Here is a 19667-nt window from a genome sequence, read left to right on the forward strand (position 1 = left end):
GAGTCGGACTACTCGATTGTCTTCGACGAGGCGGAAAACCGCATGCACACCATCAAAGCGGTGATGGTGGCGACGCTCGGCGCGTAACCCTGCTTTGGATGAACTAAGAGACTCGCGGGGCTGACAACAGCCTCGCTTTATTAGAATAAATGACCAGAAAAACACTTTGTCATTAGTTTTTTATTTGGTGACAAGTGTCATATAGCCACACTTTTATTGGTGATAAACTCAGCGTGCGCGACGGCGTTTTTTCATTGAACAACCCACAAGGGTACATAGATGGAGCTGTGTACTCATTCCCATCAGGATGGCGATAATCATAATAAGGGGTCCTTATGAGTGACACTCTTCATCTCGCGGACGACCAATTTGCCGATGACAAAACCCTCACTTCAGCGTGCAAACGGCTACTGCAACAACAAAGCTTTTCCACTCAAAATGAGCTCAGAGAAGCCCTAGTGAACATTGGTTTCGAGGGCATCAGTCAATCGACCGTCTCTCGCTTGCTGTCGCAACTTGGCGTCGTCAAAGTGCAAAATGCCTGCGGCAAAAAAGTCTACTGCATCACGGTCGAAACCGCGCCAGTACGCGTCGAGTCCTCCATCTCTTCGCAAATCGAGTTCATTACCCACAACCAATCCATGGTGGTCGTCAAAACCCACCCCGGCAGCGCCCAACTGGTCGCCCGTCTCGTCGACATCGACCCACACACCGAGATCCTCGGCACCGTCGGCGGTAACGACACCGTGCTCATCATCCCAAAAGATACACAAAAGATTGATGCGTGTGAGCGGATTGTGCGGATGAGGTTAGGAGTGAGTTCATAGGGAATAGGTCCTAGAGGCGAGTGCCTAGTTCCTAGAGGGATGGTGATGGGTGATGGGTGATGGGTGATGGGTGCGATCTTCTAGGCACTAGGAACTAGAAACTAGGCACTATTTGAAACTTATCCATCCGATCTCCTGTCTGATTGAGTTACACTGAATCCATCTTAGTTAACGTGACGGTCTTATGCGCTTCGCTTTCTCGCTTGTTGTACTGGTTCTCTCTCTGTTTTCGAGCTCGGTGTGGGCTCTGTTTGGCAATTCGCAATCTACGTTCAGTCCTGCCAATGAGGACAATCGCTTTGTCACTGTTGATGAGGCGTTTGCCTTCAATGCGGTGCAGCAAGGCGCGCGGGTCTATCTCGATTGGCAAATCAAGCCAGATTACTACCTCTATCAAGATAAGATTGCCATTAGCGGCGAGCACATCACGTTAGGCGACATCACACTGCGTCAAGGTGAGCCCTATCATGATGAGTTTTTCGGTGACGTGAACATCTACACCACGCCGCTGTTTGTCGAGGTGCCTTTGGCCGAGTATCAAGCCGGGGCTCGTTTGATGGTTCAATACCAAGGCTGCGCGAAAGCCGGTTTCTGCTATCCGCCCGAAACTAAGGTCATTGACCTGACCTCGTTTGACTTTCAAGACGCCGATGTCGTCATCGCGCCTACCTCCACCAATTCAGAAAAGACGCCTATTACGACTGACACGGCGACAGACTCATCACGCTCACAACAGGCACAGCTAGCCGATCGCATCAGCGAGAGCGTTTGGACACCGCTGCTGTTTCTTGCACTGGGTATCGGCCTCGCCTTTACCCCATGTGTCTTGCCGATGTACCCGATTTTGACCAGCATTGTGCTCGGCGGCGGTCAGATCAACACGCGCCGCGCATTGGGTCTTTCGTTTGTCTACGTGCAAGGCATGGCATTGACTTACACCCTGCTCGGTTTGGTGGTGGCGCAAGCCGGTTTGCAGTTCCAAGCAACGATGCAACACCCCGCAGTGTTGATAGGACTCAGTATATTATTCGTCGCGCTGGCCTTGTCGATGTTTGGGCTCTACACGCTGCAACTGCCGAGTCGCCTGCAAACTTGGCTCAATCAACTGAGCAGTCAGCAGCAAGGTGGCAACCTGCTCGGTGTGTTTAGCATGGGGGCGATTTCTGGTTTAGTCTGCTCACCCTGCACCACGGCGCCGCTGTCGGGCGCGCTCTTGTATGTGGCGCAAAGCGGCGACTTGTTTACCGGAGGGATCACCCTCTACGCGTTGGCGCTCGGTATGGGCATACCTCTGATTTTGGTCGCGGTCTTTGGCAATCAGCTATTGCCAAAAGCGGGAGAGTGGATGAATCGCGTCAAGACGCTGTTTGGCTTTATCCTCCTCGCGGCGCCGATTTTCTTGCTTGAACGCATCCTGCCCGATCTGTGGAGCAGTGCGCTGTGGTCGGGGCTCGGTATCGCGGCGTTTGGCTGGCTCTATCACAGTAAAAATGCACTGCCTTTTGGTGGCTGGAAGCAAAGTGTGGTGGGCATTGTTGCAGTGCTCGGTTTGTTCGCCAGCGCTCAGCCGCTGCTCAATCTTTGGTTTGATGGTCCAAGCGCCCACTCGCAAGCCGCGCCGAGCATTGAGTTTACCCGTATCAACAACGTCGCCGAGCTCAACTTGGCCCTCAGCCAAGCCCGAGAGCAAGGCAAACCTGTGATGCTCGATTTTTATGCCGACTGGTGCGTCGCGTGTAAGGAATTTGAGAAGTACACCTTCCACCAAGCCGATGTGGAAGCCAAGCTGAGTGAGTTTGTGTTGTTGCAAGCCGACGTCACCCGCAACCAAGTGCAAGACATCGAGCTACTCAAACAACTCGGCGTACTCGGTTTGCCGACCATTGATTTTTGGGATGCCAATGGCCAGCCGATGCCAAATGCTCGCATCACAGGATTTATGCCAGCCGAGACGTTTTTGGCGCATTTGAAGGCTCAGCCCTTTGACCAGTCTTCTAACTTACCATTAGGTGTTCATCGAGACAGGCTAAATTAGAAAGTAAAAAGGCTGACGTGATCGCCAGCCTTTTCAACGTAAATCTGCACTTCAATTATACAGTGAAAGAACACTGCTTAACTTTTAGTACTGGACGAGCCGTTGTCGCTGCTTGCGAGTATGCCTGAGCCATGACCGCTTTTGCTTCACTCGTACCCGAATCAACACCTACTGCTGAAAGCAAGCTTGCACCTGTGTCAACGTTATCCATCTGCTCACGGTACTCTGCAAACATTGCTTGAATATCATCGCAAGACATTGAATTAAAATCAGCATTTGCGATATCTGTATCTGAACCTCCAGTCATTTGACATCCAGACAAACCAACGACGGCCAACACTGCGAATAGACTTAATTTTTTCATTATCAGTTTCCTTTACTGCATCATTATTTGAAGTAGGTCAAAACCTAGAAGCGATTATGCAACAAACAGCTATTCACTTCTTAAATATGAGCAATATTTAAGATCAAATTGATGAATATGTGAACAAGGGCATACTGACAATCTAATTTATTGATATTAATGATATTTAACATCATATGCATCTAGTATAAATACTCAACAATAAGTGTTAAATGAAACAAAACCCGATACACTTCAGACTTTTAGCGGATAAAGATTGTCCACCGCGGCAAAGCTGACAATAATTCTATTAACTACATCATCATAAGTGTGCAACGTCATGGACTCGACCTACACCATCATCATCGCAGACGATCACCCGCTGTTTCGCAACGCGTTGTTCCAATCGGTACATATGGCGGTCAGTGGGGCTAATCTGCTCGAGGCCGACTCTCTCGATGCCTTGATGACGTTACTCGCCAAAGAAGATGAGCCCGACTTGCTGCTGCTCGATCTGAAAATGCCGGGCGCCAATGGCATGTCTGGCTTGATTCAACTGCGCGCCGAATACCCAGAGTTGCCGATTGTGGTGGTCTCAGCCAGTGAAGAGCCTTCGGTGGTCACGCAAGTGAAAAGCCACGGTGCGTTTGGTTTTATCCCTAAATCGAGTGACATGCGCGAGCTAGTGAAAGCCCTCAATCAAGTGTTGGCGGGCGATCCTTACTTCCCTGAAGGTTCGATTGTCGAGAATGCCGCTTGCAATGATCTAGCTGAGAAAATGGCGACCCTCACCCCGCAGCAGTACAAGGTACTGGGCATGCTCTCCGACGGCCTGCTCAACAAGCAGATCGCCTATGAGCTCAACGTCTCAGAAGCGACCATCAAAGCACACATGACCGCCATTTTCCGCAAGCTGGGCGTAAAAAATCGCACCCAAGCGGTGATACTGCTTAGCGAACTCAACGACTAGCACTACGGGTAGATAGGCCACCCCTACTCTGGCTCTTGCGAGTCCGGAAGGCACAGACCCAACTGCGTCACTTCGTAGTTCTCCACTTTGGAGATGACAAACCTCAGCCCCTGCCAATCAAAACTGTCGCCAAGCACCACTTGATGGGGCAGTTGCTCCGCCACCAACTGCTTTAGCGTGAACGTCGCGTACTCAACTGGCACATCAATGCCGTAGTGCTGACACACATCGCTAAGCGAAACCTCGGCGGCAAAAAAGAAGTCACCAAAGAAACGGGTTTGAGTTTCCGCCAAAGGCGCGGTGCTAAACAGTTGACTTAACGGCTCAAGGTTCTCTTCTCGGCCCAGCACGCATAAGGTATCACCCGCTTGCAGCACAGTACTGCCCGATGGGTGGAGCAAGGTTCGCTGACGAAACAGCGCCGCAATCCACGTTCCATCCGGCATCGCCAACTTACTCAATGGCTCACCAATACACCACTTCTCCGCTTCCAAGCGATAGACATAGAGCTCCCAATTGCTGGTTGGGAAAATCTCGATCCCTGCCCGCGCCACCGGCGCGGGCTGAGGTGGCAGTTCGACTTTGGCCAATTTTGCTGCCTTGGTTAAGCTCACGCCTTGCACGATCAGCGAGACCATAACGACGAAAAAGGCGATATTGAAATACATCTGCGCATTGGGCAGCCCTGCCATCAAAGGGAATACCGCCAAAATGATCGGCACAGCGCCACGCAATCCGACCCAACTTAGAAACCACTTCTCTCTGGGGCGAAACTTGCCAAACGGCAGCAAACTGAGCCACACCGCAATAGGACGAGCAAATACAATCATGCCGAACGCGAGCGCCAGTGCCGGCAGTGCGATGTCGAGCAAATCTTTCGGATTGACCAACAGACCAAGCACGACAAACATGATGATCTGGCTAAACCATGTCAGTCCATCCATGACATTCAAAATCGAGTGTTTTGAGCGCGTCGGCAAATTACCCAGCAGCAAACCAAACAGATAAATGGTGAGAATGCCGCTGCCGCCCAAGGTGTTCGACAATGCAAACAGCCCAACGCCAAGCCCTGAGACCAGAATCGGGTACATGCCTTCTGGTAATTGGATGCGATTGATGATTTGCAAAGACAACCAGCCGCCACCAAGCCCAAGGGCGATGCCGATACCAAACTGCATCACAAAACTCAGTGACACGAACCCAACGCTGAGCACCGCGGTTGGATCCGCCAGTACCGCAATCAAAGTAATGGTGAGAAACACCGCCATCGGATCGTTGGTGCCTGATTCAATCTCCAACGTCGCGCCCACCCGTTCATTGATGCTGCGCCCTTTAAGGAGTGAAAAGACCGCCGCGGCATCAGTGGAACCGACTATCGCGCCAAGCAGCAAGCCTTGTAGCAAAGTGAGATTGAAGAGCCAGGTGGCGAGCAAACCGGTGAGAAACGTGGTGCAAAATACGCCAAAGGTGGCCAAAGAAAATGCCGGCCAGAACGCCAAACGAAAGCTGCTGATACGTGTGCGTAGCCCACCATCGAGCAAGATGATCGCCAGCGCTAAGTTACTGACCAGATAGGTCGTGGAGTAGCTATCAAACTTGATGCCTCCCGGGCCGTCTTGCCCGGCCAGCATACCGACGCAGAGAAACAAAACGAGGATAGGTACACCGAGGCGCGAGGAGAGCTGGCTGAATAACACACTGATAACAAGAAGAAGCGTCCCAGTAAGAAACAGTCCATTGATCATATCTACCGTCAAGCTTTACCCCCTTAAATACAATTGGAGTCAATGAGTTATTCTACCCATAGTTTTCTCTTGGCAGTAGCGGGAAATGGTCAACCTATGCAAATTGTCGGTCAACATATCAACACTAGTTGAGCGGTTCCCTTCTCAAGACATTAGACCTTTGGCTAACTTAACAAGTTATTAACATCACAAATTTATCAGTAAACCTCGCTAAGCGCCCATTTTAGGGCCCTTTTTATCCTTATCGCCCCGACTAAAGTTGAAAGGTTTTTCGCCCATTGCCTTGCTAATGTACATGGTGAAACATTTTTTTAACAAGCACTGACCTCACTAGCAGGTAAACCGAACACCCCATTTAACTAGCGAAATCGTAAGGAGGCGGCAATGGCATTCGAAAGTCAGGAAAGAGCCAAAGCCTACTGGGATAAAAACGTAAAACTGATGATCACCTTAATGGTCATCTGGTTTGTCGTATCTTTTGGCTGCGGCATATTATTTGTCGACGTACTGAATGAAATTCAAATCGGTGGATACAAACTCGGCTTCTGGTTTGCCCAGCAAGGCTCCATCTATACGTTTCTTGGCATTATTTTCTACTACGCGTGGAAGATGCGCCAACTGGACCGTGAATTCGGCGTGGATGAGTAAGGAGTCACTCAGATGGATTTGAAAACAATCACGTACCTTGTTGTGGGTGCCACTTTCATTCTCTATATCGGGATTGCGATTTGGGCACGCGCTGGGTCAACCAAAGAGTTTTATGTCGCAGGCGGCGGGGTTAACCCGATTGCCAATGGTATGGCGACGGCAGCGGACTGGATGTCAGCGGCGTCGTTTATCTCAATGGCGGGTCTGATTGCCTTTATGGGCTACGGCGGCTCCGTCTTCTTAATGGGTTGGACTGGCGGCTACGTGCTTCTCGCGCTGCTGCTCGCCCCTTATCTACGTAAATTCGGTAAGTTCACCGTACCTGAGTTTGTCGGTGAGCGTTTCTACTCCAACACCGCGCGCGTGGTGGCGGTTGTCTGTCTTATCATCGCATCGGTGACCTACGTTATCGGTCAGATGAAAGGCGTGGGCGTGGCGTTTGGTCGCTTCTTGGAAGTGGACTACTCGACTGGCCTGTTGATCGGTATGTGTATCGTGTTTGTCTACGCGGTTATGGGCGGCATGAAAGGCATCACCTACACGCAGATTGCTCAGTATTGCGTCCTCATTCTTGCTTACACTATCCCTGCAATCTTTATCTCTCTGCAACTGACTGGGCACCCTCTGCCACAAATTGGCCTAGGTAGTACCCTCTCCGGTACGGATGTCTATCTGCTCGACCGGCTAGACCAAGTGGTGACCGAACTCGGCTTTACCGAGTACACCACCCAAGTGCGGGGCGATACGCTCAACATGTTCGTCTACACCATGTCACTGATGATTGGTACGGCAGGTCTTCCGCACGTTATCATCCGTTTCTTCACGGTGCCAAAAGTGCGTGATGCGCGTACCTCTGCCGGTTGGGCATTGGTGTTCATCGCGATTCTTTACACCACAGCGCCAGCCGTATCGGCGATGGCTCGCTTGAACCTGATGGACACAGTGAACCCAGCGCCAGGCCAACATCTGGCTTATGATGAGCGTCCTGACTGGTTTAAGAACTGGGAAAAAACCGGCCTACTTGGCTTTGATGACAAAAACAACGACGGTTTGATTCAATACACATCGAGCGCTGCCACTAACGAACTGAAGGTGGACAACGACATCATGGTATTGGCTAACCCTGAGATTGCGAAACTGCCTAACTGGGTGATTGCATTAGTCGCCGCCGGTGGCCTAGCGGCAGCACTGTCGACCGCCGCGGGCTTGCTATTGGCGATCTCCTCCGCCATCTCCCATGACTTGATCAAAGGGGTCATCAACCCGAACATCTCCGAGAAGAAAGAGCTGATGGCGAGCCGGATATCCATGGCCGTCGCCATTGCAGTGGCGGGCTATCTTGGTCTCAATCCTCCCGGCTTTGCCGCAGGTACGGTAGCCTTGGCCTTTGGTCTTGCCGCCTCGTCGATCTTCCCAGCATTGATGATGGGTATCTTCAGCAAAAACATCAACAAAGAGGGCGCGATTGCAGGCATGATCGCCGGTATCACCATCACGCTGTTCTACGTATTCCAGCACAAGGGTATCTTGTTTATCTCTGACTGGACTTACCTAGAGAGCTGGGGCAGCAACTGGTTCCTAGGCATTGAGCCTAACGCCTTTGGTGCCATCGGTGCTGTCGTCAACTTCATCGTCGCGTTCGCGGTATCAAAAGTGACCGCAGAAACGCCACAAGAAGTGAAAGATTTGGTCGAGCACGTGCGTGTTCCAGCCGGTGCTGGCGAAGCGGTTGACCATTAATCCTTAACCTCTACCACAAAAGCCCCGTTTGGGGCTTTTTTATTCTTCAAATTGGGTTAACTTACTGTTGTAAAGAAAAACTTGGAGCTGTTGCAAGGAAGCCAAGATGTTCAAAAATAAACACTTTATCATTGCTCTATTGATTGCCCCGATTCTCTCCATCATCGCCTATTTCGGTACCGATTTGGCCGTGAGTGAAAAGCCACACGCCGCCAAAGAGGGCCAAGCGTATAAGTTGGTCAGCAAATCCAACTGCCGCTATACCAGTGGTCTGTGTGACATGGAAAATGGCGAGTTCAAAATTAAGTTTCGCTCTGAAAAGTTGACCGAAGAGACGTTAGAACTCTCAATGAGTTCGCTGCACCCATTGCAAGGGGTCAAACTCTCGCTAGTGAATGACATCGACACCACCACGACCCCCGTCGACATGCAACGCGCCGACAGTGAGGGCAAACAGTGGTTCATCACCCTACCCAGCCCCGCCTCCCAAGAGAGCTGGCTGCGCGTCGCGGCGCAATCCGATGGCACCCTCTACTACGGTGATACCCAAACGGCGTTTGTGACGTATGAGACCTTGTTTACTGGCAATGAATGATGGGCCGCAAAGGAACCATGAACGAAAAGGGAAAGCGATGTTCGCTTTCCCTTTTCGTGTACACCGATGAATTTTCCGTCAGGCTAAAGCCCATTCAGCATAGCTCGCAGTTTCAGCGGTTTGACGGGCTTGGCGATAAACGCAAATCCGCTCGACTCGATGCCTTGCATCATCTCTTGGGTGCGATCGGCGCTGATGATCACCCCTTTAAATCGCGCGCCCAGTCGCAAGCGACATTGCTGCAACACTTCTAAACCCGTTCGGCCGTGATCGAGACGGTAATCGGACAAAATCACATCCGGCTGCCACTGCTCGTCCATCGCCGCCAGCGCGCTGACCAGATCGGTGGCGCTGCGCACCTCACATCCCCAGCGGCCAAGCAGTGTCTCCATCCCCACCAAAATATCCGTTTCGTTATCGACACACAGCACGCGCAAGTGGCTGAGATCGCCGACACTTGGCGCCGCGGCAGGCGCAGGAGCTGGGCTGGCATGCACCGCGCGCGGCAGACGAATCGAGAACACGCTGCCACGCCCAGGCCATGAACGCATCCCTATTTCATGATTGAGTACATGCGCGATGCCTTTGGAAATGGCGAGCCCCAGACCCAACCCTTGATCGCGTAGCCCTTGGCCATCTTGGGCATGACTGCCGCGATTAAACTCCTCAAAGATCTCTTGCTGCTTGTCTTCATCAATCCCCACGCCGTTATCCCACACCTCAATGCGCGCCTCACCTTGGATGCGGCGCACGCCGAGCACCACTTTGCCTTGTGGATTATAACGAAACGCATTGGTGAGGAAGTTTTGAACCACGCGGCGCAGCAGTTTAGGGTCCGACTCAACCACCAAATCACTCGGCATCATGCGAAAGTCGATGCCTTGCTTTTTCGCTAGAGCGCTAAACTCGGCGTTGAGGTTGGAGAGCACATCATTGAGCGCAAAGGGGTGAATGTGCACTTCCAGCTTGCCAGACTCCAAACGCGAAATATCGAGCAGATCGCCAATCAAATCTTCTGCCGCGCCAAGGGCACTTTCGATATGGTGAGCAAGGCGCTGCGCTTCGGACTCTTTCCCCTCCTCCATAGCAGTCGAAGAAGAAATAGAGACCGAGTCAGCTTTCGTCACTTCAGATAAGGAGGAGGCAAACAAGCGCGCGGCATTAAGCGGCTGCATCAAATCGTGGCTCACCGCGGCCAAAAAGCGTGATTTGGATTGAGATTCGCGCTCGGAACGCTGGGTCGCACTGACCAATTTTTTGTTGAGTTTTTCCAGCTCAAAGGTGCGCTCTCGAACGCGCTCTTCTAGAGTTTCATTGGCGTCGATCAGCGCCTGCTCGGCATCGCGGAACACGGTAATGTCGGTAAAACTCATCACAAAGCCGCCGCCGGGCATCGGGTTGCCTTGCACCTCAATCACGCGTCCATCGGGCCTGACACGTGAAGAGGTGTGGCGTGTGCCTTGTTCTAAATGATACACCCGCCTGCGAACGTGATCTTCTGGGTCACCGGGGCCACACAGCCCCTGCTCGGCGTTGTGGCGAATCACATCGGCAATTGGCCTACCCACTTGAATCAAGCCGGGCGGAAACTCAAACAACTCAAGATAACGCTGATTCCACGCCACCAAACGCAATTGCTTGTCCACCACGGCAATGCCTTGGCCAATATGCTCAATCGCCCCTTGCAGCAAGCCGCGACTAAAGTCATACAGCTCGGAGGCCTCATCGACAATGGTCGCCACCTCTTCAAGCTGCATGTTGCGCCCTTGTAGCGCAGAGGTGAGCACCAACTTCGCTGACGAGGCACCAAACACACCGGCCAGCACCCGCTCAGTATGGCGAATCAAGGTCGAGGGCGCTTGCTGATTAGGCATCAGTGTCTCACGTTGCTGCTGCCAATATTGACGAAACGCGCTGCGCACCCGCTGCCTGCCGACAAAGCGCGACGCGAGCATTTCCAACTCACCGACCGTCACTCGGCTCTGGTAGAGGCTCATGTTCTCACTCTCTGGCAGCGGCGTACCGATAAACGAGGCTGACTGTAACCGCTCACTGAGGCTCGAGCGCGTCGCGCTCGACACCAGCAAATAGAAGAACAGGTTAGCGCTGATGCTCAGCAGCATCCCCCAATCAGAGCGCGCAATACCCAGTGATGCCAACCCTTCTGGCGGCGTGATGATCCACAACAGGAAGTTGCTTTGTGCATCCCCCGCTAAGATGCCGGTTTGGCTCATCAAGGTGATCAGCCACAAGGTAAAACCAAAACCTAGCCCGACATACACGCCTTTGCGATTGCCTTGACGCCAGTACATGCCGCCAATCAGCGCCGGGGCAAACTGGGTGATCGCCGCAAACGAGAGAAAGCCAATTGCAGAGAGCGAATGAATGCTGCCCAGCGCCTGATAAAAGCCCCAAGCGCCAAGCAGTAGCAGCAAAATCAAGCCGCGACGAATGATCAACAGCAAGCCAGAGAAGTGACGATGGTTACGATGCGAGAGGCGCATGCGACGCAGCAGTAATGGCATCACCATATCATTCGACACCATGATCGCCAGCGCGATGGTTGAGACAATCACCATGCCACTGGCCGCCGAGGTGCCGCCTAAAAACGCCAGCAGAGCGAAATCTTGCGCGCCCACCGCCATCGGCAAGCTGATCACATACGTATCTGGGCTTTCGCCGCTTAAGATGCCTTGGCCGACCCACGCAATCGGCAGCACAAACAGCCCCATCAACACCAGGTAGAGCGGGAAGAGCCAGCGCGCGGTATGCAAATCTTGCGCGCGTTCGTTCTCCACCACCATGGTATGAAACTGACGCGGCAAACAGACGATCGCCATCATGGTCAGGGCGGTGTGGATCAGCAACGTCGGGATATTGGGGGATTGATACGTCTCGGCGGCAATCGCCATCAACTGAATGTCACTGCGGCTAAAGGCGAGATAGAGAATAAAACAGCCGACAACCAAAAACGCCACCAGCTTGACCAGCGACTCAAACGCAATCGCCATCATCATGCCGCGGTGGTGCTCGGTATTATCAATATGACGCGTACCAAACAGCATGGTAAACACCGCCAGCGCCCCGACCACAAACCATGACACATCAAAACCAAAGCGGGCGAAATCCTCACTAACACTCGGCGCGATAATCTCTAGCCCCATGGTAATGCCACGCAGTTGCAGCGCGATGTAGGGCAAAATACCAATCACAGCAATAAAGGTGATCGCCACTGCCAGCCCTTGAGATTTGCCATAACGAGCCGCGATAAAGTCGGCGATGGAAGTAATATGCTCACGCTTGGCGGTGATCACCAAGCGAGCGAGGACGCGCCAACCGAGGGTAAAGACCAGAATCGGCGCCACATAGATAGGCAGAAAGGACCAAGGATTGCTGCTCGCCTGACCGACGGTGCCATAAAACGTCCACGAGGTGCAGTAGACCGCAATCGAAAGGCTGTAGACCCAAGGCCGCCAGCGCGACAACCACTTGACGCGATTATCGCCATACCATGCGATCAAAAAAAGCAGCCCAAGATAGAGAAGCGAAACCGCGATCACCAACCAACCTTGCATTCGATATCCTTATCGTCGTTTATCGGTACTCCCCATCGCCGTGCCAGTGAGGTGAGCGATAAGGGTTAACTTATTAAACGAATTTGCTGGCGGCAACTCAATCGACTTGAGTAAATTCTGTGCTTTACGCGCCGCTTTCCGTGGCTTTTTCTCCCTCTTGCGGCTCGGCTTCTTTGGCGGCTTGCGCTTCATTGACAAATTGCTCAGAGGTCACGGGATTCTCTTGTGGCGCCACTTTGATAAATAGCGACACAGCGCCCATCAAGGCCATCGCCCAGAAGACGTTCGCGCCCCAGTGCTCAAAGCCCCAGCCGCTTAATGTCGTCATCAAGGCAATCACAGCGCCAAGCGGAATGGCATTGTACAAGGCTTGCAGCGCCACCATTTTTCTCTGCTCGGAGTGTTGGATGTATTGAATCGCGGCAATGTGCGCCACCGCAAAGGTCACGCCGTGCAGCAGTTGAATCAGCACCAAAGCGAGCAGTAGCGTCGTCGATGCCGTCATGCCCCAACGCACCATCACCCCAATTGAGGCGAGCGCAAACATAGCGCGCAGTGACCAACCAGAAAACAGTCGCTTGCTCAGGGCAAACACCGCCACTTCCGCCACCACCCCTAAGCTCCACAAATAGCCGATGATGTCTTCGGAGTACCCCGCCGCTTTCCAATGAATCGCACTAAAGCTGTAGTACGCCGCATGACTGCCCTGAATCAGCGCCACCAGCAGGAGAAACTTCACCACTGGCCCTTCACGCAGCAGCTCCATCAATTTCGGTCTCACGCCTGCGCTGACATCACTGGTCACCGGCATAGGCTGAATGCGCCTTAAACTCATTAGCCAAGCCGCCAACATGCCCGCCATCGCCGTCAACACAATCATGTCGCTGCCAAAATGGGCAACCATAAACCCGACCACGGTCGAGCCGGCAATAAAGGCAATCGAGCCCCACAAGCGCGTGCGACCATAATCGAGCTTATTGAGCCGCGCGTAGTAGTTGGCCATCGCATCAGAGAGCGGCACAATCGGCCCGCAGCAAAGGTTAAACAGCACCGTCGCCAGCGCCATTAACCAAAAACTTCCGCCGGTAAAAAAGTGGAAACCAACAAACAGCAGCCCCGCCAAACTGAACCAACGCAGCGCCGGCATTAAATGCTCCACCTTATGAATGCGCGGCGTTAACACCAAGTTCGCCACGCAGCGCGTCGCAAAGCCAATCCCGACCAAGACACCAATGTCGGTCGGCGTCACTCCTTGGTTTTCAAACCACAGCGCCCAAAACGGCAAATAGACGCCATAAGCAAAAAAGAACCCCGCAAAATATTGTGAGATCCAACCATAGGGAGAAGGAGTGAACATGCAAACCTCAGTCAGGATAAGGGAGTAGATAACGGCGGCATTATGACCGCGTTTGCATGGAATAAAAAGGGAAGAAGTGCCTAGAGGTTAGTTCCTAGTTCCTAGAAGACAGTGCCTAGAAGACAGTGCCTAGTTCCTAGAAGTGGGTTGCTAGAAGCACGAGCCGAGTTCTTAGAATCAGACCTCTAGGAACTAGGCACTAGAAACTAGGCACTCCCCCCCTATAAGACCAAAGTCGTCTGGCATTTATACGCTGATCGCGCACACTTTATTTATTCACCTACCCCGAACTGTAGAGCGAGAGTGTAGAGCCGCTATGCCTGATAAATTCAATATGCAGTCACCACCGTTTGATAGGCTGAGTGAAGCGCAGCAAACCGAGCTGCGCTCGGCGCTGGATGTCGCCTATTTCCGCACTAAGGAGAGCTTGATTAAGCCCGGCGCACGTGTGGATCATCTGCATATTTTGATCAAAGGCGCGGTGGAAGAGCGCTCTCAGGATGGCAACGAAATTTTTGCTCACTACGCCAATGATGACTTGTTTGATGTGCGCGGCCTGTTTGATGGCCAATCTAAGCACCATTACGTGGCGCTAGAAGATACCCTCGCTTACCTACTGCCCGAAGCGACCTTTATGTCGCTCTACAACGAGAATGGCCAGTTTGCCGCCTATTTTGATACCAATCTGGCGCGCCGTCAGGAATTGATTGAAGCCGCGCAGCAGCAGCAAAACCTGGCCGAGTTCATTCTGACCAAAGTCGATAAAGCCATCTATCATCCGCCGATGGTGATCGCCCCCAACATGCCGCTCAATGAGGTGACGCGCACACTCAAAGAGAACGCCATTGATGCCGCGCTGGTGCGATTAGAAGACGATGACCCAAGGCTTGCCGACCATCCTCATGAGCTGCCCTTTGGCATTGTCACGCGCACCAATATGCTCCATGCGGTCATGTTGGATGACCACCCGCTCGACACCCCAGTGGGCGAGATCGCAACCTTTCCGGTCATCCATGTCGACGATGGCGAGTTTCTGTTTAATGCGATGATCAAAATGACGCGTAAACGCATGAAGCGCGTGATGGTCGCCGATGGTAAAGAAGCGGTCGGCATGCTGGATATGACGCAAATCCTCAGTGCCTTTTCCACTCACTCACACGTGTTGAGTTTGAGCATTGCCAGAGCGAGCAGTGTCGAAGAGCTCGCGCTCGCATCGAACCGCCAGCGCCACTTGGTCGAAAGCCTGCTTGGTAATGGTATTCGCACCCGCTTTATCATGGAGCTGATTTCTGCCGTTAATGAACAAATTATCGAGAAAGCCTTTGAACTGATTGTTCCTCCCGCCCTTCACGATCACTGCTGTTTGATCGTTTTAGGCTCAGAAGGGCGTGGGGAGCAGATCTTAAAAACCGACCAAGACAACGCGCTGATTCTCGCCCCCGACCTCGAATGGCCGCAATGTGAAGCCGTCATGCAGCAGCTGACCCATACCTTGCAGCAGCTGGGTTATCCGCTCTGCCCGGGCAATGTGATGGTCAACAATCCGCAGTGGGTCAAAAGCCAATCGCAATGGAGCGCCACCTTGAGCCGCTGGGCCAAAGCGAGCAGCGCCGAGCAGATCATGAACTTGGCGATTTTTAGTGACGCACATGCGGTAGCGGGCAATCTCGCGCTCCTCGACCCCATCATGGAACACCTGCATCGCTTAATGTTCAACAACATGTTGGCGCTCCAGGATTTTTGTCGTCCGGCACTGCGATTCTCTCTGCCACTGACGCTGTTTGGCAACGTCAAAACCGACAAACAAGGGGTCGATCTGAAAAGTGGCGGCATCTTCCCCATCGTGCATGGTATTCGTACCTTGGCGCTGGAATACGGCATTGAAGCGCACAACACCTTTGAACGCATCGAAAGCCTCGCGCGCAAAAAAATCCTCGAGCCCGATACCGCCGATAACCTCAGTGAAGCGCTGAAACTGTTTTTTAAACTGCGCCTTCATCAGCAGCTTGGCAACCAGCACACCCACAACCGAATTGACCTCAAACAGCTCGATCGCACCGAGCGCGATCTGCTGCGCCACAGTTTGCACGTGGTAAAGAAATTTAAGCAGTTTCTCAGCTATCACTACCAGATCCGAGATTGAGGTCATCCATGAACCTATTGATGCGTCGTTACTGGTACTACAAACTCAAAGGCAGCCCTTACCAATCGTTATTTGGCGCGTTGCAAAAAGGGGAGTACGTGTCACTCGATTGTGAGACCACCAGCCTCGACCCTAACCGCGCCGAGCTGGTCACCATTGCGGCGACCAAAATCATCGACAATCGCATCCTCACCAGTGCGCCCTTTGAAGTGCGCCTGCGCGCGCCGCAATCGCTCGACTCGGGCTCAGTGAAAATTCACCACATTCGCCACCAAGACTTGCTCGATGGCATCGATGAAAAACGCGCTCTGATCAAACTGCTCGATTTTATCGGCAATCGGCCTTTGGTCGGCTATCACATCCGCTACGATAAGAAAATCCTCGACTTAGCGTGTCGCAAGCAGTTGGGCTTTCCTCTGCCCAACCCACTCATCGAAGTGAGCCAGATCTACCACGACAAGCTGGAAAAGCATCTGCCCAACGCCTATTTCGATTTGAGCCTCGATGCCATCTGCAAACATCTCGACCTGCCGCTGCAAAGCCGCCATGACGCGCTGCAAGACGCCATCGCCGCAGCGATGGTGTTTGTGCGTTTAACCCACGGCGACCTACCGAGCCTTAACTTGCCCTACGTCTCACGCTGAACGTACGCAAGGAGAACGTACACAAGGAGAGTGCGCGAGATCGCAAAGTTTGCCATTACGCCGACCACGGCCACCGATATCTCGCCCATTCATCCTAAAGTCTAATTGTCGAATCGAGGGCGGTGGCCGAAAGTGAACAGTAATTCAAACGCTCACCGTTTAAAACGACAACAAACAGGACACCTTTGCTTGGCAAGCCCAAGCAGAGCATAAGGAGATTAGCCATGAGTGAAGCCCACGTGTATCCAGTCAAAGAGAACATCAAAGCCACGACCCACGCGGACAATGACACCTACCTTTCCATGTACCAGCAATCGGTTACTGACCCAACCGCGTTTTGGAGCGAGCACGGCAAAGTGGTGGATTGGATCAAACCCTTCACTAAAGTCAAAAGCACCTCGTTCGATACCGGCCACGTCGATATTCGCTGGTTTGAAGATGGCACACTGAACGTCTCCGCCAACTGTATTGACCGCCACCTCGCCGAGCGCGGCGATGACGTCGCCATCATCTGGGAAGGGGACGACCCGGCAGATGACAAAACGCTCACGTTTAACGAGTTGCACAAAGAGGTGTGCCGTTTCTCTAACGCGCTGAAAGAGCAAGGCGTACACAAAGGCGATGTGGTCTGTCTGTACATGCCGATGGTACCGGAAGCGGCGATCGCCATGCTCGCCTGTACCCGCATTGGCGCGGTGCACACCGTCGTGTTTGGCGGCTTTTCACCGGAAGCGCTCTCTGGCCGTATTATTGACTCCGACGCCAAAGTGGTGATCACCGCCGATGAAGGCGTGCGCGGCGGTCGTGCAGTGCCTTTGAAGAAAAACGTCGATGAAGCGCTCACCAACCCCGAAGTAAAAACGATTGAAAAAGTCGTGGTGCTCAAACGCACAGGCGGCGACATTGATTGGCACGATCACCGCGATGTGTGGTGGCACAAAGCCACCGCCGCAGCCTCTGATCACTGCCCACCCGAAGAGATGAAAGCCGAAGACCCGCTGTTTATTCTCTACACCTCAGGCTCAACGGGCAAACCCAAAGGCGTGCTGCACACCACCGGCGGCTACCTAGTCTATGCGACCATGACATTCAAATACGTGTTTGACTATCAACCAGGCGAAACCTTCTGGTGTACCGCCGATGTGGGTTGGATTACCGGTCACACCTATCTGATTTATGGCCCACTCGCCAATGGCGCCAAAACCATTTTGTTTGAGGGCGTGCCTAACTATCCCAACACCAGCCGCATGAGCGAAGTGGTCGACAAGCACCAAGTCAACATTCTCTACACCGCGCCCACTGCGATTCGCGCTTTGATGGCGAAAGGCAATGAAGCCATCGAAGGCACCTCACGCGACAGCTTACGCATCATGGGCTCGGTCGGGGAACCCATTAACCCAGAAGCGTGGGAGTGGTACTACAAAACTATCGGTAATGAGCAATCTCCGATTGTCGATACCTGGTGGCAAACCGAAACCGGCGGCATTTTGATCACCCCACTACCAGGCGCAACAGACCTCAAACCCGGCTCGGCGACCCGTCCTTTCTTTGGCGTTCAACCTGCGCTGGTCGATAACATGGGCAACGTGATTGAAGAGCAAGCCGCTGAAGGTAACTTGGTGATCCTCGACTCATGGCCGGGGCAGATGCGCACCGTATATGGCGATCACGAGCGTTTTGAGCAAACCTATTTCTCCACCTTCAAAGGCATGTACTTTACTGGCGACGGCGCCCGTCGTGATGAGGATGGCTACTACTGGATCACCGGCCGTGTCGATGACGTGCTCAATGTCTCCGGTCACCGTATGGGCACTGCTGAGATTGAATCGGCGCTCGTTGCGCACGAGAAAATTGCCGAAGCGGCGATTGTTGGCATTCCGCACGACATTAAAGGCCAAGCCATCTACGCCTACGTGACGCTCATCGACGGCGAGTTCCCTTCTGCCGAGCTGCACAAAGAGGTCAAAGACTGGGTAAGAAAAGAGATAGGCCCGATTGCCACCCCAGATGTGCTGCACTGGACCGATTCGCTACCGAAAACCCGCTCGGGCAAAATCATGCGCCGCATCCTGCGCAAGATTGCCACCGGAGACACCAGCAACCTCGGCGACACCTCCACATTGGCCGACCCAAGCGTGGTCGACAAGCTCATCAAAGAGAAAGCAGAGTTGGTTTGAGTGCCTAGAAGCGAGTACCTAGTTCCTAGAGGCGAGTTCCTAGAGGGGGACCACTCCAACACTATCGCCACTCTAGGAACTAGGAACTAGGAACTAGGAACTAAAATTACCCGCCGCGCTTACAATAAGCGCGGCGTTTTTACCTCCCCACTTCCACTCTTATTCCACCCTTATCCCACTCTTATTCGTGCGCGAGAAGGCATCAAGCCTAGATCCTCGTCCCACTTCCTGGCTCCCCTACAGGTGATTAGACCAGTAAATTGCTGCTAAATGCGCTGAATTAGCTATAATCTTGGTCAATTTCAAAGATTCGGCTCCGTTTGCATTAAAAATGACATGCCCAATCCTTGATAATATGGGAATATTTGAGTTCATCTCAATAACTAGGAAGATAGCGACACAATGACAGCAAAATCACGCATTCTTGTCCTAAATGGTCCAAATCTCAACCTGCTTGGGCTAAGAGAGCCTGCCCACTACGGCTCTCACACCTTAGCAGACATTGTCGATAGCTTGATGGAACAAGCCCAGCAAGCGGATGTCGAACTGGAGCATTTGCAGTCAAACCGAGAGTATGAACTGATTGAGAAAATCCACGCCTCGCTCAACGAGGTGGACTTTATCATCATCAATCCAGCGGCCTTTACTCATACGAGTGTCGCGCTGCGCGATGCGCTGCTCGGCGTCGCGATTCCCTTTATTGAAGTGCACTTATCCAATGTGCACGCACGCGAACCCTTCCGTCATCACTCTTACCTGTCTGATAAAGCAGTAGGTGTGATTTGTGGTTTAGGTGCACAAGGTTACCAATTTGCGTTGATGGCTGCGATAGACAAGCTCAAGTCAGCGTAACAAGACAACACGCGGC

The 19667-nt window shown here is 52.8% G+C and carries 14 protein-coding genes; 10 read left to right on the forward strand and 4 right to left on the reverse strand.

The genetic code is table 11. The annotated features are described in order from the left end of the window. Positions 1-335: 335 nt before the first annotated feature. Positions 336-827 (forward strand): arginine repressor, encoded by a 492-nt coding sequence (locus tag AC6R1O_RS05355; RefSeq protein WP_334554683.1) that lies wholly within the window; start codon positions 336-338, stop codon positions 825-827. 184 nt (positions 828-1011) lie between these two features. After that, positions 1012-2862 (forward strand): protein-disulfide reductase DsbD, encoded by a 1851-nt coding sequence (locus AC6R1O_RS05360; RefSeq protein ID WP_500633614.1) that lies wholly within the window; start codon positions 1012-1014, stop codon positions 2860-2862. A gap of 55 nt (positions 2863-2917) precedes the next feature. On the opposite strand, the gene AC6R1O_RS05365 is transcribed toward AC6R1O_RS05360, so the two are convergent. After that, positions 2918-3226: a hypothetical protein gene (locus tag AC6R1O_RS05365; RefSeq protein WP_500627487.1), complete on the reverse strand. Its 309-nt coding sequence runs from the start codon at positions 3224-3226 to the stop codon at positions 2918-2920. Positions 3227-3545: 319 nt separating this feature from the next. Between AC6R1O_RS05365 and AC6R1O_RS05370 the strand changes: the two genes are divergently transcribed. Further along, positions 3546-4175: a response regulator transcription factor gene (locus AC6R1O_RS05370; protein WP_334554691.1), complete on the forward strand. Its 630-nt coding sequence runs from the start codon at positions 3546-3548 to the stop codon at positions 4173-4175. Positions 4176-4198: 23 nt separating this feature from the next. Here AC6R1O_RS05370 and AC6R1O_RS05375 read toward each other — a convergent pair whose 3' ends face one another. Further along, positions 4199-5920, reverse strand: coding sequence for a potassium/proton antiporter (locus tag AC6R1O_RS05375; RefSeq protein WP_500630368.1), 1722 nt, complete (start codon positions 5918-5920; stop codon positions 4199-4201). Between the two features lie 384 nt (positions 5921-6304). Here AC6R1O_RS05375 and AC6R1O_RS05380 point away from each other — a divergent pair, with 384 nt between their 5' ends. The 3 genes from AC6R1O_RS05380 to AC6R1O_RS05390 all read left to right on the forward strand — a co-directional run bounded on the left by AC6R1O_RS05380 (position 6305) and on the right by AC6R1O_RS05390 (position 8903). Further along, positions 6305-6568 carry a DUF4212 domain-containing protein gene (locus tag AC6R1O_RS05380; RefSeq protein WP_500627486.1) on the forward strand — a complete coding sequence of 88 codons (264 nt, stop codon included), beginning with the start codon at positions 6305-6307 and terminating at the stop codon, positions 6566-6568. A 12-nt stretch (positions 6569-6580) separates the two neighbouring features. Continuing rightward, the gene (locus AC6R1O_RS05385) at positions 6581-8308 is read left to right on the forward strand and encodes a sodium:solute symporter family protein (protein ID WP_487902777.1); all 1728 of its coding nucleotides are present in this window, start codon (positions 6581-6583) and stop codon (positions 8306-8308) included. 106 nt (positions 8309-8414) lie between these two features. Beyond that, positions 8415-8903 (forward strand): hypothetical protein, encoded by a 489-nt coding sequence (locus AC6R1O_RS05390; RefSeq protein ID WP_500629840.1) that lies wholly within the window; start codon positions 8415-8417, stop codon positions 8901-8903. A gap of 83 nt (positions 8904-8986) precedes the next feature. Here AC6R1O_RS05390 and AC6R1O_RS05395 read toward each other — a convergent pair whose 3' ends face one another. Then, complete coding sequence (locus AC6R1O_RS05395) at positions 8987-12478, reverse strand: hybrid sensor histidine kinase/response regulator (protein WP_500633615.1); 3492 nt, start codon at positions 12476-12478, stop codon at positions 8987-8989. A gap of 124 nt (positions 12479-12602) precedes the next feature. Then, positions 12603-13835 carry a 3-phenylpropionate MFS transporter gene (locus AC6R1O_RS05400; protein ID WP_500633616.1) on the reverse strand — a complete coding sequence of 411 codons (1233 nt, stop codon included), beginning with the start codon at positions 13833-13835 and terminating at the stop codon, positions 12603-12605. 316 nt (positions 13836-14151) lie between these two features. Between AC6R1O_RS05400 and AC6R1O_RS05405 the strand changes: the two genes are divergently transcribed. The 4 genes from AC6R1O_RS05405 to aroQ all read left to right on the forward strand — a co-directional run bounded on the left by AC6R1O_RS05405 (position 14152) and on the right by aroQ (position 19651). Then, positions 14152-15978: a DUF294 nucleotidyltransferase-like domain-containing protein gene (locus tag AC6R1O_RS05405; RefSeq protein WP_500633617.1), complete on the forward strand. Its 1827-nt coding sequence runs from the start codon at positions 14152-14154 to the stop codon at positions 15976-15978. A gap of 8 nt (positions 15979-15986) precedes the next feature. Then, positions 15987-16622 carry a 3'-5' exonuclease gene (locus AC6R1O_RS05410; protein ID WP_334554707.1) on the forward strand — a complete coding sequence of 212 codons (636 nt, stop codon included), beginning with the start codon at positions 15987-15989 and terminating at the stop codon, positions 16620-16622. A 224-nt stretch (positions 16623-16846) separates the two neighbouring features. Then, the gene (acs, locus tag AC6R1O_RS05415) at positions 16847-18799 is read left to right on the forward strand and encodes an acetate--CoA ligase (RefSeq protein WP_500633618.1); all 1953 of its coding nucleotides are present in this window, start codon (positions 16847-16849) and stop codon (positions 18797-18799) included. A 402-nt stretch (positions 18800-19201) separates the two neighbouring features. Further along, positions 19202-19651: a type II 3-dehydroquinate dehydratase gene (gene aroQ, locus AC6R1O_RS05420; protein ID WP_334554711.1), complete on the forward strand. Its 450-nt coding sequence runs from the start codon at positions 19202-19204 to the stop codon at positions 19649-19651. Positions 19652-19667 lie beyond the last annotated feature (16 nt).

This window comes from Vibrio sp. R11-SG3-ISO3-SZ, from assembly GCF_059834345.1.

Excerpts from the sequence above, each read along its gene's own strand:
- AC6R1O_RS05355 (WP_334554683.1), top strand. The coding sequence starts at position 336 with ATGAGTGACACTCTTCATCTCGCGGACGACCAATTTGCCGATGACAAA.
- AC6R1O_RS05360 (WP_500633614.1), top strand. The coding sequence starts at position 1,012 with ATGCGCTTCGCTTTCTCGCTTGTTGTACTGGTTCTCTCTCTGTTTTCG.
- AC6R1O_RS05365 (WP_500627487.1), bottom strand. The coding sequence starts at position 3,226 with ATGAAAAAATTAAGTCTATTCGCAGTGTTGGCCGTCGTTGGTTTGTCT.
- AC6R1O_RS05370 (WP_334554691.1), top strand. The coding sequence starts at position 3,546 with ATGGACTCGACCTACACCATCATCATCGCAGACGATCACCCGCTGTTT.
- AC6R1O_RS05375 (WP_500630368.1), bottom strand. The coding sequence starts at position 5,920 with ATGATCAATGGACTGTTTCTTACTGGGACGCTTCTTCTTGTTATCAGT.
- AC6R1O_RS05380 (WP_500627486.1), top strand. The coding sequence starts at position 6,305 with ATGGCATTCGAAAGTCAGGAAAGAGCCAAAGCCTACTGGGATAAAAAC.
- AC6R1O_RS05385 (WP_487902777.1), top strand. The coding sequence starts at position 6,581 with ATGGATTTGAAAACAATCACGTACCTTGTTGTGGGTGCCACTTTCATT.
- AC6R1O_RS05390 (WP_500629840.1), top strand. The coding sequence starts at position 8,415 with ATGTTCAAAAATAAACACTTTATCATTGCTCTATTGATTGCCCCGATT.
- AC6R1O_RS05395 (WP_500633615.1), bottom strand. The coding sequence starts at position 12,478 with ATGCAAGGTTGGTTGGTGATCGCGGTTTCGCTTCTCTATCTTGGGCTG.
- AC6R1O_RS05400 (WP_500633616.1), bottom strand. The coding sequence starts at position 13,835 with ATGTTCACTCCTTCTCCCTATGGTTGGATCTCACAATATTTTGCGGGG.
- AC6R1O_RS05405 (WP_500633617.1), top strand. The coding sequence starts at position 14,152 with ATGCCTGATAAATTCAATATGCAGTCACCACCGTTTGATAGGCTGAGT.
- AC6R1O_RS05410 (WP_334554707.1), top strand. The coding sequence starts at position 15,987 with ATGAACCTATTGATGCGTCGTTACTGGTACTACAAACTCAAAGGCAGC.
- acs (WP_500633618.1), top strand. The coding sequence starts at position 16,847 with ATGAGTGAAGCCCACGTGTATCCAGTCAAAGAGAACATCAAAGCCACG.
- aroQ (WP_334554711.1), top strand. The coding sequence starts at position 19,202 with ATGACAGCAAAATCACGCATTCTTGTCCTAAATGGTCCAAATCTCAAC.